This window comes from Variovorax sp. PEI5 (genome assembly GCF_056679935.1).
Map to the genome: position 1 here is coordinate 612,999 of NZ_JBWXPH010000002.1, position 15,519 is coordinate 628,517.

Below are 15,519 nucleotides of genomic sequence, written 5' to 3' on the forward strand. Positions count from 1 at the left end.
CACCACTCACGACACCACTCACGCCACGGCTCCAGCCACCTCCGCCGGCGCGGCGGACGGCAGGGCCGGGGCCGACGCGGCGGCCGGGCGCACCGGCCAGTCGCGCAGCTTGCCGGGGTTGAGCAGGCCGTGCGGGTCGAAGCGCCGCTTGGTCTCGATCACCTCCGGCGGCAGCGGACCGCCGGCCTTGCCATCCTCGACGATGAAGACATGCGGGTTGTTGATCCGCACGCCCCGGTCGCGGTGCATCTGCATGATCTCGTCGAGCCGCGCCTCGGTGGTGAAGCGCACCAGCTGCAGCGCGCTGCAGGTGAGCAAGCCATCGAGGTTGCGCAGGAACTCGGCATGCATGAGCACCTCGCCGCCGAGCAGGCCCTCCATCTGCGTGATCTGCTCGACCTGGCGGCCGGGCACGAAGCTGCTCTGCAGGTAGGTCAGCGACTTGTCGGCCTTGAGCGCATGCAGCGTGGTGTGGTTCCAGGTGAACTCCATCAGGGTGCGATTGCTCTTGTGCACCTCGGCGGCATCGCGCCGGTAGCCGATGGCGCCGCCATGCGCCTCGACCAGCGCGCGCAGCGCCTCCTCGCCCGGCTCCGCCACCAGCGACAGCACGGCGTGGCAGCCGGTGGGCAGGTACTCGGCCAGCTGCGCCAGGTGGTCGGGCACCGGGCTGGCCAGGAAGGCCACCTCGCGCTTGACCAGGCCGGGCGCGCGCGCCAGCGCATCGGCGAAGGCCAGGGCCGGCGCGAAGTCGTCGAAGGTGACCAGGGTCTCGAGCCACGGATGCGCCGGCGCCAGGCCGATCTCCAGTTCCAGCACCAGGCCGTTGGTGCCCCACAGGTGATGCATGCGCATGGCCTCGGCGCCGCGCAGCTCGACCACCTGCGGCTCGGCCTCGATCGTCATGGCGCGCAGGCCCAGCACATTGCCCGGCGCGGCCAGCGGTCCGTAGTTGATCGAGCCGACGCCGCCGAAGCCGCCGCCGAACAGGCCGCCAAGCGTGGCGCTGCGATAGGTCGAGGGCAGGCAGCGCAGTTCCTGGCCGGTGGCGCGGGCCTGCTTCTCCAGCTCGCCCAGGCGGATGCCGGCCTGGGCCCGCGCGACGCCCGGGCGCACCCAGCGCAAGGCGTTGTAGCCGCTCATGTCGAGCACCACGCCGCCGGCCAGTGGCGTGGTCTGGCCATAGTTGCCGGTGCCGCTGCCGCGGATCGTGATCGGCACGCGATGGCGCGCGCAGGCGCCGACCAGGGCGCGGATCTCGTCCTCGGTGCGGGGGCGCGCCACGGCATCGGCGCGCTTGTCCTTCAGCTGGCGGTCGAGCACCGGGCTGAACCAGGCGAAGTCCTGCGACAGCCGGGCGACGCGACCGGCGTCGGTGATCCAGTCGAGATCGGGCAGCTCGTCCATCAGCGCGAGGATGGTGGCGGGCGGGTCGTTCGGGGTCGGGTCGGGGATGGCGTTCATGGCGTTCTCGGAAAGAAGGGGTGCGGGCGGCGGCGGCGGCGCGTCAGTCCTGCGACAGCTCGCTGGCGTGCCAGCCGCCGAGCGCGCGCTGGGTCAGCCAGGCCATGGCCGCGAACAGGGCCACGCCGGTCAGCGAGATCAGCAGCAGCGCGGCGAACATGCGCGGGATGTTGAGCTGGAAGCCGGCCTGCAGGATCTGGTAGGCCAGGCCGGCGCCGGAGCCGCCGGTGCCGGCGACGAACTCCGCCACCACCGCGCCGATCAGCGCCAGGCCGCTAGAGATGCGCAGGCCGCCGAAGAAGTACGGCAGCGCGCTCGGGATGCGCAGGCGCACCAGCTGCTGCCAGCGGGTCGCCCGGTTGAGCCGGAAGTAGGCCTGCAGATCGGGGTCGACGCTGCGCAGGCCGAGCGTGGTGTTGCTGATGATGGGGAACAGCGCGACCAGCGCGGCGCAGATCGTCATGGCCGCCGTCGGGTTGCGCACCCAGATGATGATCAGCGGCGCGACGGCCACGATCGGCGTCACCTGCAGCAGCACCGCGTAGGGGAACAGCGCCGTCTCGATGCGCTTGCTCTGCACGAACAGGAACGAGATCAGCACGCCCGCCACGGTGGCCACGGCGAAGGACAGCAGGGTGATCTTCAAGGTCACCAGCAGCGCGTTGCCCAATGGCACCCAGTCGGTGACCAGGGTCTGCATCATCAGGAGCGGCGAGGGCACCAGATAGGGCGGCAGCTCCATCGCCGTGACGGCGATCTGCCACAGCGCCACCAGCACCACGCCCACCAGCAGCGGATAGACCACGCGCTGGACGCGCGGGCGGCCCAGCAGCGGCGGCCGCCGGCGCGCCGGCATCCGGGGCGATGCCTCGACCACGGGCGCGGCGACGGCCACCGCCGGGGCGGGCACCGCGACCGGCGCGGGCCGCTGGCTGGTCGCCGGCACGGCGGACTCGACCACCGCGCTCACGAGACCTGCTCCGTGCTGGCGCGCAGCAGGCTGTCCTGCAGCCGCCGCGCATGCCGGCTGAACTGCGGCGACACCATGAAGTCCGCCGTGCGCGGATGCGGCTCGTCGATGACGAACTGCTCCACCACGCGACCGGGCCGCGCCGCCATCATCACCACGCGGGTCGACAGGAACACCGCCTCGTGGATCGAGTGCGTCACGAAGATCACGGTCAGCTTCTTCTCGCGCCACAGGGCCAGCAGCTCGGCGTCGAGCTTGTGGCGCGTGATCTCGTCGAGCGCGCCGAAGGGCTCGTCCATCAGCAGCAGGTCGGGCCGCGTCACCAGCCCGCGCGCGATCGAGACCCGCATCTGCATGCCGCCCGACAGCGCGCTGGGCAGCGCGGCGGCGAAACGGTCGAGCCCGACCAGCGCCAGCACCTCGTCGACGCGCGCATCGCCCTCGCCGCGCGGCACGCCGGCCAGGTCCAGCGGCAGGCGCACGTTGGTGCGCACGCTGGCCCACGGCATCAGCGTGGGCGACTGGAAGACGAAGGCCATGCGGCGCCCGCTGGCATCGATCTGCTGCACCGGCTTGCGCCAGACCAGCAGCCGGCCGTCGGTGGGCTCCAGCATGCCCGCGACCATCTTGAGCAGGGTGCTCTTGCCGCAGCCCGAGGGCCCGAGCAGGGTGACGAACTCGCCCTCGGCGATGGTCAGGTCGACCGGCAGCAGGGCCTGCGTGCCATTGGGATAGGTCTTCTCGGCCGACAGCACCTCGACGGCGGGCTTGGCGTAGGCGGGGGATGGGACGTTCATGCGGGGCTCCGGGTGGGTGCGGACGGATGCGGGCCGAGGCCCTGGCTCAGGGGATGACCCGGGCGTCGCGCACGTACTCGGTGCGATAGGTGGCCGCCAGCGGCACCTTGGCCGGATCGAGCAGCTTGGCCGCGACCAGGAAGTCGTAGCTCGCCTTGGCGCGCGCATCGGTCAGCACGCCGATGCCCAGGGCCGAGGCATCGCCGCCGGTGACCATGCCCATCTCCTTGAGCTTGGCGACGCTGTAGGCCAGCTGTTCGTCGGTCATGTTGGGGTTCTCCTTCTTGATCAGGGCGTTGCCCGGCGCCGGATCGGCCAGGTAGCTCTTCCAGCCCTCGGCCGAGGCCTTGATGAAGGCGGCGACCTGCTTGCCGCGCCCCTGCAGCGTGCGCTCCATGCAGGAGACGGTGGTGGCGTAGGCCGGATAGCCGAAGTCGCTGAACATCAGCACCGTGCTCTTCACGCCGGCCTTCTGGATGGCGAAGGGCTCCGAGGTCAGGTAGCCCTGCTGCACGGCGTTCTTGTCGGCCACGAAGGGCTGGATGTTGAAGGTGTAGGGCCGCGCCTGCTCGTCGGTCAGGCCGAAGCGGGCCTTCAGCCAGGGCCAGTAGCCGCGGTTGGCCTGGGCGCCGATCAGGATCGTCTTGCCCTTGAGGTCCTCGAAGCGCTTGACGTCGTCGTGCGCGATCAGCACCTGCGGGTCCTTCTGGAAGAACGCCGCCACGTTGACCACCGGCACGCCCCCCTCGCGCGTCTGCATCATCTGGATGTCGCTCGAGCCCATCACGCAGTCGGCCTGGCCGGCGGCCATGATCTGGGTGATGTTGACCTGCGGGCCGCCCATGCGGATGGTCACGTTCAGCCCGTGCTTCCTGTAGATGCCCTGCGCCAGCGCCTGGTAGAAGCCGCCGTGCTCGGCCTGGGCGTACCAGTTGGTCATGTAGGTGAAGTTCTCGACCGGGGCGTCGGACTGGGCCCGGGCCGGCGGAGCGAGGGTCGCGGCCACGAGCGCGGCGAGGCCGGCGAGCGCGGCGGGACGGAAGGCGGAAGGCAGGCGCATGGTGGGACCTTTCAATGGAGGTGGGGAGTGACGAGGATCAGGATCGACCGGCGATGGATCGGAAAGGGGCAGGATGAGCGGAGTCCGGACCAGCAAAGGCCGAAATCGACCAGCGGCGTCGATGCAAGGAACGCGCCTCAGTCCGCCATGGCGCGCGCCGGCTCGATGAAGCCCTGGTAGGCGCCGCGCTCCCAGGTCGCCTCCTCGCGCACCACCCAGCGCAAGGCGTGCAGCTCGGTCAGGGCCTGCACCCAGCTGTCGGACAGCGTCTCCAGGATCTCGATGCCCTGCTCGCGGGTGGCGCTGGTGGGGTCGCCGATGACGCCGCTGGGGCCGAAGTCGCGCGCCGTCCAGGCGCAGGCCGGGCGACCGTCCGGCGACAGCAGGGAGATCGGGAACGCCTCCGGGTAGTTGGCGACGGCATGCGCCATGCGGACCGTCTCCGGCGCCAGGGCCAGCATCAATGCGGTCTCGGAATGGCCGGCGTGCATCGCCAGCTTGCGCTCGCGCTCGCTGATCTGGCGGCCCGAGGCGTTGGGCAGGCGCGAGACCCCGTGCGGGACCACCACGAAGTCCCCGTGGCGCAGCCGCAGTTCGCGCGCCGCCATCTCCAGCACCTGCGGCTGGCCGCCATGGCCGTTGGCCAGCAGCAGCTTGCGGAAGCCCGCGCGATAGACCGATTCGCCGATCTCCGTCACGGTCGCCAGCAGGGTGGTGCCGGTCAATGTCATGGTGCCGGGGAAATGCAGGTGCTCCTCCGACTTGCCATAGGTGATGGGCGCCATGGCGAAGGCCGGCACCGACTCGGGCAGCTTCTCCAGCGCCCGGCCCATGACGCCCGAGGCGATCACGCTGTCGACCGAGCATGGCAGGTGCGGCCCGTGCTGCTCGATGGCGCCGCAGGGCAGCACGATGACGGTGTTCCCGCGGTCCGGCAGGGCCGCGATCTCGGGCCAGCTCAGGTAGGGCAGGAAGCGTCGGGGCGGGATGTAGCCGTGCAGCATGGGAGGGAGCCTCGGGTCGGTCGTTGCGGATGAAGGAAGGAGGGAAGCGAGCGGCGGCCGGATCAGGCCGGCGCCGTGAGGGCGTCGTGATGGGTCGTCCGCCAGGCCGGCGGCACCTCGCCCTGGGTCCGGCGGGCGTCGCGCAGCACCACGCGCGCGCCGCCGCGCGACGGCCAGCCATGGGCGTCGGCCTGCGTGAACAGCACCAGGTCGGCCGGCGCGCCGACCAGCGACGGCATGCCGGGCCGGCCGCGATCGAGCCAGCCGGCGCGGCAGATGGTGTCGGACCAGGCATCGAACGGCTCGTCGAGCTGGGCCACCAGGGCCGCCAGGCCGAGCGCCTCGACCGGATCGAAGCTGCCGGAGCGGCAGAACGGGTCCTGCACGTTGTCGCTGGCGAACAGCAGCGGGATGCCGCGCTCGCGCGCCTCCTTGACCAGGGTCAGGCCGCGCTGGCGCGGCGTGCGGCCGGTGGTGGCGTCCTGCAGCAGCAGGTTGGTGGCCGGCAGCGAGACCAGCGTGATCGGGGCGCGCGCCACGGCATCGAGCGTGCGCAACGCCAGCGCCTCGGACTGCGCCGCCAGGGCGCAGGCATGGCCGCAGACCACGCGGCCCTCGAAGCCGATCTCGCCCAGCAGCCGCGCCGTCGTGGCCAGACCGGTGGCCGAAGCCGTCAGCTCCTCGTCGACATGCAGGTCGACATCCAGCCCGCAGGCCTGGGCGGCCAGCAGCAGGTGGCGCAGGGCCGTCTCGCTCCAGTTGGTGGAATGCACGAAGCCGCCGAGCAGCGCGTCCGGGCCGCTGTCGGCGATGGTGCGCGCCAGGCGATGGGCCTGCGCCAGGTCCTCGAACAGGGGCAGCTTGACCAGCGCCACGCGCTCCAGCCGCACCCGGCCGCGCCAGTCGGCGGCCAGCTCCCGCAGCACGTCCCAGGCCACCGGCACCGCATCGGGCTCCCACCAGTCGACGTGACTGCGCAGGCGCGTGGTGCCGCTCTCCCAGGCCCAGCGCAGGCCGCGCGCGGCGCGCTCGCGCACGTCGGCCGGCGTCCAGTGGACGCGGTCGGCCAGCATGGCGTCGATGGCGCCGAGCAGTCCCGGCCGCACTGGCCCCATGCGGCCGAAGGTGAAGCTCTTGTCGAGGTGCGTGTGGGCATCGACGAAGCCCGGCAGCATTAGCGCGCCGGCGGCGTCCCAGTCGGCCGGGTCCGCGCCGGCGCCGCCCGGCTGCGGCATGGCCGGCCGCAGCGCGGCGATGCGGCCCCGCTCGAGCGTCAGGTGGGCCAGTCCGGGGACGCCATCGCGCAGTGGCCAGTCGGTCGGCAGCAGCCAGCGCGGCAGGCGCAGGCGGTCGATGGTCGATGGCGCGGCCGGCCCGGCCGGGGCCTGGGAGGTCGGGAAGCTCGGCAAGGAGACGGGCGAGGCGTTCATGGCATCCGTTTCGGGATCGGGCGGCGGCTCAGGCGAAGCGCGCCATGACGCGGCCGACGTGGTCCTTGAAGCGCCGGCGCCGCTCGGGCGTCGCCACGTTCATGTGATAGCAGGCGTGGTAGTCGACCCGGGCCCGCTGCCCGGTCAGGCGCCGCAGGTAGCGCGTGACCAGCTTGCGCGGCGGGTCGCCCATGTACCAGGCCATCCAGCGCGGCCGGCCATAGGTGACCACGGCGGCGATGCGGCGGATGTGCGTGAGCATCGGCTTGACATCGGCCGGGTCGCTGATGTCGAAGGCCACGCCCGGCATCAGCAGGCGGTCGAACCAGCCCTTGAGCATGGCCGGCGGGCCGAAGCACCAGGTCGGGAAGCACAGCACCAGCGCCTCGGCCCATTGCAGCCGCTCGACCTGCGCCCGCAGCGGCTCGCGGTTGGAGGGCACCTCGTGATAGCCCAGGCGCTCGGCGCGCGAGAGCACGGGATCGAAGCCCTCGGCATAGAGGTCGCAATCGTCGACCTCGTGCCCGGCCTCGCGCAGTCGCCGCACCACCTCCCCGTGCAGCGCCGCATGGAAGCTGGTTTCGACCGGATGGCAGTAGACGACGAGGACGCGCATGGGCTTGACCGCTTAATCAGAGCAACTGGTCAGATTAAGCAAGCCATGTGCCAGCGCGCATGCACCGCGATGGCGCGCACCCGATCCGGTGCGGGCCGGCGGACGAGCCGGCAAGCGCGCGGGCGGCGCCGCGCCCGGCGGGTTCAGGCGCCGGGTGGCGTCAGCCCGCAGCCGGCCAGCACGAAGCCGACCAGCTCGCGCTCGATGGGCGCGCGCTCCAGCGGCGCGTCCGGCGCGACATCGAGCATCACCCGCGTCTGCAGGGCGTAGTCGGCATAGCTCTGGGTCATGGCCCAGATGTGCATCAGCAGGATGCGGGCATCCAGCGGCCGCATCAGGCCGCGCGCGATCCAGCCGTCGATGACATCGACCTTGGCCTGCGTCCAGCCGCGCGCGTTGGGCCAGTAGCGCGCCAGGTTGCGCCCGCCATCGAGCACCTCGCGCGTGAAGATGCGCGAGATCTCCGGCGCGTCGAAGGCATGCGCCAGCTTCTTGCGCACGTAGTCGGCCAGCACCGCCGCCGGGTCGTCGGCCGGGCCCTCGAACGCGAACACCACCTTCCAGTCGTGCAGGCACTGCATCAGCAATTCCTCGTAGAGCTCCTCCTTGCCGGCGATGTAGTAGTGCAGCTGCGGCTTGGTCAGGCCGGCGCGGGCGGCGATCGCCTGGGTCGAGGTGCCGCGCAGGCCATGAAGGCTGAACTCGGCGATGGCGGCGGCGCGGATGGCCTGGAGGATGCGCTCGCGGCCCGGACGGGCGCGCGACAACGGGCCTTCGGGCGCCGGCATCTGGCGGGTGGTGGAGCCGGCCGATGGCGCCGGGTGCAGGAACGGGATGGAGGACGCCTCGCGGTCGGCGGCGGCACGGGAGATCGCACGGGTCATGGCGCGGATCGTAGTCGCCGCGCGGGCGGCGGCACGCTTTTCAGACGGAGCGGGGTCGGACGCGCCCGATGATCGCGGACGACGCAGTTGCGACTTGCCGCAACCCGACGAGAAAAGATCAAGGCCTCGTTCGGGTGAAACTGAAAGGATCGTCCGGCTCGGAAAACCTCACCACTTCCTCCGAACCCGATGGCCTCGATTGACTGGACTCATTGAAGTTGAGCGATGTCCGCTTCATCGACAGACCCACCGCCCGCCCGTTCTCGGTGATGTATCTGTTTTCGGGGTAACTCACGGAACCATCCAGCTCCTGTCTTATGCCAAGACACGACGAGTGCAAATGAGGAAGATGAAAGAGTCGAGTCCTGTCTCGCTTGCCCAGTGGGTTCGAAACCACGTACACCTCCATCGTTCTGAACCTGCCGGAACCCATGTACCGTCCTTGGATGCAGATCATGGCCGGGCGCTTCTCGAAACCCGTTGCGACATACACCGACACGTCGTAGAGAGGAGCATCTTTCGATGGTTTTTCAGCACCCGACAGCAATCGGGCGGATTCGTAGTCGAACTGCCGGCCATTGATCCTGAATCCCCCGCCGACCAGACTGGTCGTCACGACGATCCTCCTGAGGCCAAGTTTTCCACGATGGTCTTGACATGAATCCTTCTCGCCGCAGAACCCGTGTTCGTCTTTCAGGGAATAGCTTTCATCGGGCTTGTCGAGTGGATTTCCGGAGAATACCGGGCCACTCAATTCATTGTAGTAATCGTCGTAACTGGTGAAGACCCGCTCGGAACGAGCTGGCGAGCATGCGATGCATAAACACAGAGCGAAGAGATATCTCACCGATATGCCTTTCCAGCGGTCGCCCTCAAATAGTCTTCGGGGTGCTTCCAAAAAATCGTCTTCCCATGTGCGGCCGTGGAAATCCATACGGCGTCATAACGGCCGCGTTCGGCTCCATCGACCACCTCACCCGTTCTTTTGTTCCTGATCTTCCATCGGACGACAACCTTCCGCGCACTCTCTTCGACACCAAAAATATTGTGGGAGGGATCTCCATATCTGAAGCCATCCTTTCGCTTGGGATGAGCCGAGTTGTCACTGCCATACCGATCGACCCCGAAATCCACCCCGTCCCAGAACAGGGCGCCATTCGACGGATCAACGCCCCTGTTCGCCAAGGCAGCATTTGCGCCACTGAGCGCGGCCATCATGCCCGCATCCTTCTTGACGACGTCCGTTCCGGCTTTCATGAACTTGTTGAAACGCTGATTGGATCCATTCCATGCATAGGCATAGTTGGGATCGGCCGCCTTCAGTTCCCTGACCGTCTTGCCACCCCAGGCTCGACATCGATTGGCGACAGCGAAAGCGATCCCACCCATTTCATTCGAATCGTTGGCCACTGACGCTTCGCCGTAGGCCAGAGCCGCCAGCAGACGGACATCGTCATCCATCTGGTTGTCATTCATTTTCGATTGCCATCGATCCATGTGATGAAGGCCAGATTCGGATGCAAGTTGATGGAATATGAATTGCTCTTCCCGCATTCCAGACTGGCACCATCGATCATCGTCCGGCCTGCGCTCGTCATCTTGTATGCCATGCCGCCGATTGGCTTTCCCGTTTCGGCGTCGACCACTTCATAAAAGATCTCATGCTCTTCCATGGCATGACCCGCATACGCTCGCCATGGAATCGCTCCCGGCATGCCCATGATTTCATGCCCATCGAAATCCATGCCGACGTTGTCGAACAGGGCCTTCAAACGTGGCGGGGTCGGGCATCTGCAGATGCATAGATCCCCATCGAGGTTCGCCTGCCGTCCATCCGGGTCCGTGTGGGGGCGGAAAGGCGGCACGCACCGGGTCACGCCCCAGCTGTTGCACGCATCGCAATACACGGGGTCGCCCTCGAAACAAGCAAGCCTCTCGTCATATGTCGAGGCGAATGGCTGAGGCCTGGGTTGAACCCTACCGCCTCCTGGAGTCAGGGTGTCGCCTTCGCGGATGAATGAACGTCTGTGCATTTTTTTCCTGTTTCCTCTTCAGTGGTTCAAACCGTGTCATCGAACTTTCGCTTCTGTCTCGATCGCGGATTCTTAGTCAGAGGCCCGGGACCGGATGGAGGACGCCTCGCGGTCGGCGGCGGCACGGGAGATCGCACGGGTCATGGCGCGGATCGTAGTCGCCGCGCGGGCGGCGGCACGCTTTTCAGACGGAGCGGGGTCGGACGCGCCCGATGATCGCCAGCGCATCGGCAGTCACCAGGGAGCCCAGCCAATGACGAAGATCCGCATCGACGATCGGGAACCCATGCACCCGCCGGCCGGCGCGCCGCCACGGCCGCCACGGGATGGGGCCGCGCCCTCGGCGCGCGGCGCGCGGCTGCTCTTCGTCGCCACCATCTTCGGCAGCGCGTTCCTGCTGTTCCTGGTCCAGCCCCTCATCGCCAAGCAGATCCTGCCTTGGTTCGGCGGCTCGGCGGCTGTCTGGTCGATCTGCCTGGTGTTCTTCCAGGTCGTGCTGCTCGCGGGCTATGCCTATGCCGACGCGGTCACCCGCTTCCTGAGCATGAAGGCGCAGGCGGGGCTGCACATCGGCCTGCTGCTCGCGAGCCTGGCCTTCCTGCCGATCGTCACCAGCACGCGCTGGAAGCCGACCGGCGGCGAGGACCCGACGCTGTGGATCCTGGGCCTGCTGCTGGGCACCATCGGCCTGCCCTATTTCCTGCTGTCGACCACCGGGCCGCTGGTGCAGTCGTGGGTCGCGCGCACGCCATGGGGGGCGCGGGTCTATCGCTACTTCGCGCTGTCGAACCTGGCCTCGCTGGCCTCGCTGCTGGCCTATCCGGTCCTGATCGAGCCCTCCACCCCGCTGTTGCTGCAGGCACGCGGCTGGTCCTGGGGCTATGCCGCGTTCGCGCTGCTGTGCGGCGCGGCCACGCTCCACGTCGCGCGGCGCTGGGCCGATGGCGGACCGCACGCGACGCCGGCCGCCGCCCTTGGGGGTGACCGGGCCGATGTCAGCACGACCCGGGCTTCCACGGCCGCGCCCGGCGGGCTCGACCCGTTGCTGTGGCTGGTGCTGCCGGCGCTCGGCTCCTGGCTGCTGCTGGCCATCACCAACCACCTGACGCAGGATGTCGCGGCGCTCCCGTTGCTGTGGGTGCTGCCGCTGTCGATCTACCTGCTGACCTTCGTGCTGTGCTTCGAGAGCGACCGCTGGTACCGGCGCGGCTTCTTCCTGCCGACCGCGGCGGTGATGCTGCTGCTGTGCGCCTTCGGCCTGCAGGACGACATCGGCGCCAGCATCCTCACGGCGCTGCCGATCTATGTCGGCGGGCTGTTCGTGCTGTGCATGGCCCTGCATGGCGAGATGGCGCGGCTGCGCCCGGAGCCGCGCCATCTCACGCGCTTCTATCTGATGCTGTCGCTCGGCGGCGCCCTGGGCGGCATCGCCGTCGGGCTGGTCGCTCCGCAGGTGCTGCCGGCCTACTACGAGCTCGGCATCGGGCTGGTGCTGACGGCCCTGATCGGCATCGTGCTGATGCGCGGTCGACTGCTCGCCGGCGCCGTCGCTCTCGCGGTGGCGGCTGGCTGCGCCTGGTGCCTGGCGGCCCAGATCCGCACCGATCACGCCGATTCGCGCGTGCTGGTGCGCAACTTCTACGGCACCCTCAGCACGCTCGACACGCGGCGCGACGATCCGCAAAGCAATGTGCGTCGGATGTACCACGGCGCCGTCAAGCATGGCGAGCAGTTGCTCGCGCCAGCGCGCCGGCGCGAGTTGACGGCCTACTACGGCCACTCGTCGGGCATCGGGCGCGCCATCGACTCGGCCCGCGAGGCGCCGCGCCGCGTCGGCATCATCGGCCTGGGCACCGGCACGCTCGCGACCTACGGCCGCGCCGGCGACATCTATCGCTTCTACGAGATCAACCCGCAGGTGTTCGACCTCGCCGATCGCGAGTTCAGTTTCCTCGGGGACAGTCCGGCGCGCATCGAACGCGTGCCGGGCGATGCCCGGCTGGCGCTGGAGGCGGAGCCGCCACAAGCCTTCGACGTGCTCGCGGTGGACGCGTTCTCCGGCGATTCGATCCCGATCCACCTGCTCACCATCGAAGCCCTGTCGGCCTACGAGCGGCACATGACACACGACGGCATCATCGCCTTCCATGTCACCAACCATCTCCTGGAGCTGGCGCCGGTGGTGGCCGGCATCGCCCGGGCGCGCGGGCTGCGGGCGGTGCTGGTGCACGACGATCCCGAGAGCATCCTGCTGCGTAGGACGAAATGGGTGCTGGTGGCGCGCGACGAGGCGACCCTGCGCCGCGCCGGCATCGGCGACGCGGGCCAGGCCATCGCCATCCCGCCGGGTGCCCGGCCGTGGAGCGACGACTTCAACAACCTGCTGGGGGTCGTGAAATACCGCTGAAGCGCCAGACGTGTTCCTACGCGCACACAGAGGGTTCGCCGCCACAGCCAGCGATCCGGCGCCGAGACAACAGGGTATTCACCCATCTCATCGGAGCGCAACGTGTCAGATCGTCTTTCCATCCAGGATCCCCGCACCCAGTATCCCCAGCCGCCCTTCCCGTGGCAGCCACAGACCCCGCCCGGCTCGGCGGCCAAGATGGACCCGGTCCCCGACCACGGCGAGACCAGCTACCAGGGCTCCGGCAAGCTCAAGGGTCGCAAGGCCCTCATCACCGGCGGCGACAGCGGCATCGGCCGGGCCGCGGCCATCGCCTTCGCGCGCGAGGGCGCCGATGTCGCAATCTCCTACCTGGAAGCGGAAACCGCCGACGCCAAGGATGTCATCCAGCTGATCGAAGCCGAAGGCCGCAAGGCCCTGGCGCTGCCGGGCGACGTCACCGACGAGGCCTGGTGCCGCGAGATGGTCGCCAAGACCGTCGAGCAGCTCGGTGGCATCGACATCCTGGTCATCAACGCCGGGCGCCAGCAGAACCGCGAGGACATCTCCAAGGTCACGTCCGAGGACTTCGACCAGACCATGAAGACCAACCTGTATGCGATGCACTGGATCGCCCAGGCCGCCGTGCCGCACCTGCCGGCCGGCGCGTCGGTCATTACCACCGCCTCGATCCAGGCCTATGACCCATCGGCGATCCTGCTCGACTACGCCACCACCAAGGCGGGCATCGTCGCCTACACCAAGGCGCTGTCCAAGCAGCTGCTCAAGAAGGGCATCCGCGCCAACGTCGTGGCGCCCGGACCGTTCTGGACCGCGCTGCAGTCCTCCGGCGGCCAGCCGCCCGAGAAGGTCACGAAGTTCGGCTCGGAGAGCGAATACGGCCGCCCGGGCCAGCCGGTGGAGATCGCTCCGGTGTACGTCCTGCTGGCCAGCCAGGAAGGCAGCTTCATCAATGGCGAGGTGTATGGCGTCACCGGCGGCGCTGGTGTCGCGTGAGCCGCGACGAAGACCGACGATCCACGCAGGCACCGGTTGAGGACGGGCGGCCCGCCTCCGATGCGGGCCGCTCCGATGGCTACCTGCCGCTGGAGCAGTATGGCGTGCTGGGCGATGGCCGCTCCGTCGCACTGGCCGGCCTCGATGGCTCCATCGACTGGTGGTGCGTGCCCAACCTCGATTCGCCGCCATTGTTCAACCGCCTGCTCGACCCCGAGGAGGGCGGCCGGTTCGTCCTGGCGCCCCGCGCGGCCTTCACCGCCACGCATCGCTATCGCGACGACAGCAACGTGCTGGAGACGACCTTCGTCACCGACACCGGCACCGCGCGACTGACCGAGTCGCTCAACAGCGGCACGGCCGGCCGCCTACCATGGGCCGAGCTGGCGCGCCGGGTGGAAGGCATCGAGGGCACGGTGCGCTTCGACCTGTGCGTGCTCTTCAGCCGCCGCGCCGACGCGGTGAGTCCCTATCACTCGAAGACCGGACCGCATGCCGTGTTCCATGTCGGACGCGTCCTGGGCCTGGTGCTGCACAGCGCCGGCGTCACGGTGGACCGCTCCGACGAGGGCGTGGTGGGCCACCTGGAGGTCCAGGCCGGCTCGCGCGAAATCGTCGCCGTGGTCGCGGGCGAGGACGAGCCGCTGGTGATTCCCACCATCGAGGATCTGGACGACCGCATCGATGTCTCCGACAACGAATGGAAGGTCTGGGCGCGCCGTCTCAAGCACGAGGGCGGCACCCGGCCGCAGTTCCTGCGCAGCGCGCTGGCCCTGAAGCTGCTGCTGTATTCGCCGACCGGCGCCATCGCCGCGGCGGCCACGACCTCGCTGCCCGAGGGCATCGGTGGCGTCAAGAACTACGACTACCGCTATGCCTGGGTGCGCGATGCCGGCTACACGGTCAAGGCCTTCCTGGCGGCTGGCGCGCTCGGCGAGGCCAAGGCCGCGTTCACCTGGCTGCTCCAGCGGCTGGAGGAGCACGGGCCGCAGGTCTGCTTCACGCTGCAGGGCCGGCAGGTGCCGCCGACGACCGTCATCGACGTGCCCGGCTACCGGCGCTCGCGGCCGGTGCAGATCGGCAACGACGCCACCTCGCAGCGCCAGCATGGCGTCTTCGGCGACATCTTCGAGACGGCATCGCGCTTCGTGGCGGGCGGCAACATCCTGGACTCCGCCAGCGCCGAACTGCTGTCGCGCCTGGCCGACCAGTGCGCCGATTGCTGGCGCCAGAAGGACTCGGGCATCTGGGAGCTGGAGGAACCGCAGCACTACACGAACTCCAAGATCAGCTGCTGGCAGGCGCTGGCACGCGCGGTGGAGCTGGCCGATGGCGGCCAGCTGCCCACCACCTGCCGCGACCGCTGGTGCCGCGAGCGCGATCGCATCGAGGCCTGGATCGGCGAGCACTGCTGGTCGGAGAGCCTCCAGTCCTATGTGTTCTACCAGGGCTCGGAGAAGCTCGACGCATCCCTGGCGCTGGCGGTGCGCTTCCGCTTCGACGGCCAGGACCGCCTGGCCAGGACGCTGGATGCGATCGACCGGCACCTGGGCCGGGGCGCCTTCCACTACCGCTACAGCGGCGTCGACCAGGAGGAGGCCTGCTTCCTGGCCTGCTCGTTCTGGATGGTCGAGGCGCGCGCCCTGCTGGGCCAGCGCGAGGCCGCGCTGGCCGCGCTGCGGGCCATGGGCGATGCCTTGCCGCAGGGACTCGGCGTGTTCGCGGAGATGGTCGATCCGGTCGATGGCTCGATGCGGGGCAACCTGCCGCAGGGCCTGTCGCACCTGGCGCACGTGATGGCGCTGGACACGCTGTCGAACACGCGGTGAGCCACCGGCATCCGGTCGGCTGAGTCGCT

The 15,519-nt window shown here is 69.3% G+C and carries 14 protein-coding genes; 3 read left to right on the forward strand and 11 right to left on the reverse strand.

What is annotated here, in order from left to right:
* Positions 1-18 precede the first annotated feature (18 nt).
* The 11 genes from AC1MLT_RS19245 to AC1MLT_RS19295 all read right to left on the reverse strand — a co-directional run bounded on the left by AC1MLT_RS19245 (position 19) and on the right by AC1MLT_RS19295 (position 9,997).
* Positions 19-1,407: an FAD-binding oxidoreductase gene (locus AC1MLT_RS19245; protein WP_481035861.1), complete on the reverse strand. Its 1,389-nt coding sequence runs from the start codon at positions 1,405-1,407 to the stop codon at positions 19-21.
* Between the two features lie 100 nt (positions 1,408-1,507).
* A complete protein-coding gene (locus AC1MLT_RS19250; RefSeq protein ID WP_481035862.1) occupies positions 1,508-2,320 on the reverse strand; it encodes an ABC transporter permease in 813 nt (270 codons plus the stop codon).
* A 110-nt stretch (positions 2,321-2,430) separates the two neighbouring features.
* Positions 2,431-3,231: an ABC transporter ATP-binding protein gene (locus tag AC1MLT_RS19255; RefSeq protein ID WP_481035768.1), complete on the reverse strand. Its 801-nt coding sequence runs from the start codon at positions 3,229-3,231 to the stop codon at positions 2,431-2,433.
* Positions 3,232-3,277: 46 nt separating this feature from the next.
* Positions 3,278-4,291 (reverse strand): ABC transporter substrate-binding protein, encoded by a 1,014-nt coding sequence (locus AC1MLT_RS19260; RefSeq protein WP_481035770.1) that lies wholly within the window; start codon positions 4,289-4,291, stop codon positions 3,278-3,280.
* A 137-nt stretch (positions 4,292-4,428) separates the two neighbouring features.
* A complete protein-coding gene (locus AC1MLT_RS19265) occupies positions 4,429-5,295 on the reverse strand; it encodes a creatininase family protein (RefSeq protein WP_481035771.1) in 867 nt (288 codons plus the stop codon).
* A 62-nt stretch (positions 5,296-5,357) separates the two neighbouring features.
* A complete protein-coding gene (locus AC1MLT_RS19270; protein WP_481035772.1) occupies positions 5,358-6,725 on the reverse strand; it encodes an amidohydrolase family protein in 1,368 nt (455 codons plus the stop codon).
* A 28-nt stretch (positions 6,726-6,753) separates the two neighbouring features.
* The gene (locus AC1MLT_RS19275; protein WP_481035774.1) at positions 6,754-7,341 is read right to left on the reverse strand and encodes an NAD(P)H-dependent oxidoreductase; all 588 of its coding nucleotides are present in this window, start codon (positions 7,339-7,341) and stop codon (positions 6,754-6,756) included.
* Between the two features lie 143 nt (positions 7,342-7,484).
* Complete coding sequence (locus AC1MLT_RS19280) at positions 7,485-8,129, reverse strand: TetR family transcriptional regulator C-terminal domain-containing protein (RefSeq protein WP_481035863.1); 645 nt, start codon at positions 8,127-8,129, stop codon at positions 7,485-7,487.
* A gap of 214 nt (positions 8,130-8,343) precedes the next feature.
* Positions 8,344-9,072: a hypothetical protein gene (locus AC1MLT_RS19285; protein WP_481035776.1), complete on the reverse strand. Its 729-nt coding sequence runs from the start codon at positions 9,070-9,072 to the stop codon at positions 8,344-8,346.
* Positions 9,069-9,701, reverse strand: coding sequence for a hypothetical protein (locus AC1MLT_RS19290; RefSeq protein ID WP_481035777.1), 633 nt, complete (start codon positions 9,699-9,701; stop codon positions 9,069-9,071). The genes AC1MLT_RS19285 and AC1MLT_RS19290 overlap by 4 nt, the downstream gene beginning before the upstream one ends.
* Entirely contained in the window at positions 9,698-9,997 is a 300-nt protein-coding gene (locus tag AC1MLT_RS19295) for a hypothetical protein (protein WP_481035778.1), read from the reverse strand. The genes AC1MLT_RS19290 and AC1MLT_RS19295 overlap by 4 nt, the downstream gene beginning before the upstream one ends.
* 514 nt (positions 9,998-10,511) lie before the next feature.
* Here AC1MLT_RS19295 and AC1MLT_RS19300 point away from each other — a divergent pair.
* The 3 genes from AC1MLT_RS19300 to AC1MLT_RS19310 all read left to right on the forward strand — a co-directional run bounded on the left by AC1MLT_RS19300 (position 10,512) and on the right by AC1MLT_RS19310 (position 15,490).
* A complete protein-coding gene (locus tag AC1MLT_RS19300; protein WP_481035780.1) occupies positions 10,512-12,665 on the forward strand; it encodes a fused MFS/spermidine synthase in 2,154 nt (717 codons plus the stop codon).
* Between the two features lie 102 nt (positions 12,666-12,767).
* Complete coding sequence (locus AC1MLT_RS19305) at positions 12,768-13,661, forward strand: SDR family oxidoreductase (protein WP_481035781.1); 894 nt, start codon at positions 12,768-12,770, stop codon at positions 13,659-13,661.
* Positions 13,662-13,744: 83 nt separating this feature from the next.
* Positions 13,745-15,490 (forward strand): glycoside hydrolase family 15 protein, encoded by a 1,746-nt coding sequence (locus tag AC1MLT_RS19310; RefSeq protein ID WP_481035865.1) that lies wholly within the window; start codon positions 13,745-13,747, stop codon positions 15,488-15,490.
* Positions 15,491-15,519 lie beyond the last annotated feature (29 nt).

What these genes read in the sequence shown, in the direction of transcription:
- AC1MLT_RS19245 (WP_481035861.1), bottom strand. Translation starts at nt 1,407, where the DNA reads ATGGACGAGCTGCCCGATCTCGACTGGATCACCGACGCCGGTCGCGTC.
- AC1MLT_RS19250 (WP_481035862.1), bottom strand. Translation starts at nt 2,320, where the DNA reads ATGCCGGCGCGCCGGCGGCCGCCGCTGCTGGGCCGCCCGCGCGTCCAG.
- AC1MLT_RS19255 (WP_481035768.1), bottom strand. Translation starts at nt 3,231, where the DNA reads ATGAACGTCCCATCCCCCGCCTACGCCAAGCCCGCCGTCGAGGTGCTG.
- AC1MLT_RS19260 (WP_481035770.1), bottom strand. Translation starts at nt 4,291, where the DNA reads ATGCGCCTGCCTTCCGCCTTCCGTCCCGCCGCGCTCGCCGGCCTCGCC.
- AC1MLT_RS19265 (WP_481035771.1), bottom strand. Translation starts at nt 5,295, where the DNA reads ATGCTGCACGGCTACATCCCGCCCCGACGCTTCCTGCCCTACCTGAGC.
- AC1MLT_RS19270 (WP_481035772.1), bottom strand. Translation starts at nt 6,725, where the DNA reads ATGAACGCCTCGCCCGTCTCCTTGCCGAGCTTCCCGACCTCCCAGGCC.
- AC1MLT_RS19275 (WP_481035774.1), bottom strand. Translation starts at nt 7,341, where the DNA reads ATGCGCGTCCTCGTCGTCTACTGCCATCCGGTCGAAACCAGCTTCCAT.
- AC1MLT_RS19280 (WP_481035863.1), bottom strand. Translation starts at nt 8,129, where the DNA reads ATGCCGGCGCCCGAAGGCCCGTTGTCGCGCGCCCGTCCGGGCCGCGAG.
- AC1MLT_RS19290 (WP_481035777.1), bottom strand. Translation starts at nt 9,701, where the DNA reads ATGAATGACAACCAGATGGATGACGATGTCCGTCTGCTGGCGGCTCTG.
- AC1MLT_RS19300 (WP_481035780.1), top strand. Translation starts at nt 10,512, where the DNA reads ATGACGAAGATCCGCATCGACGATCGGGAACCCATGCACCCGCCGGCC.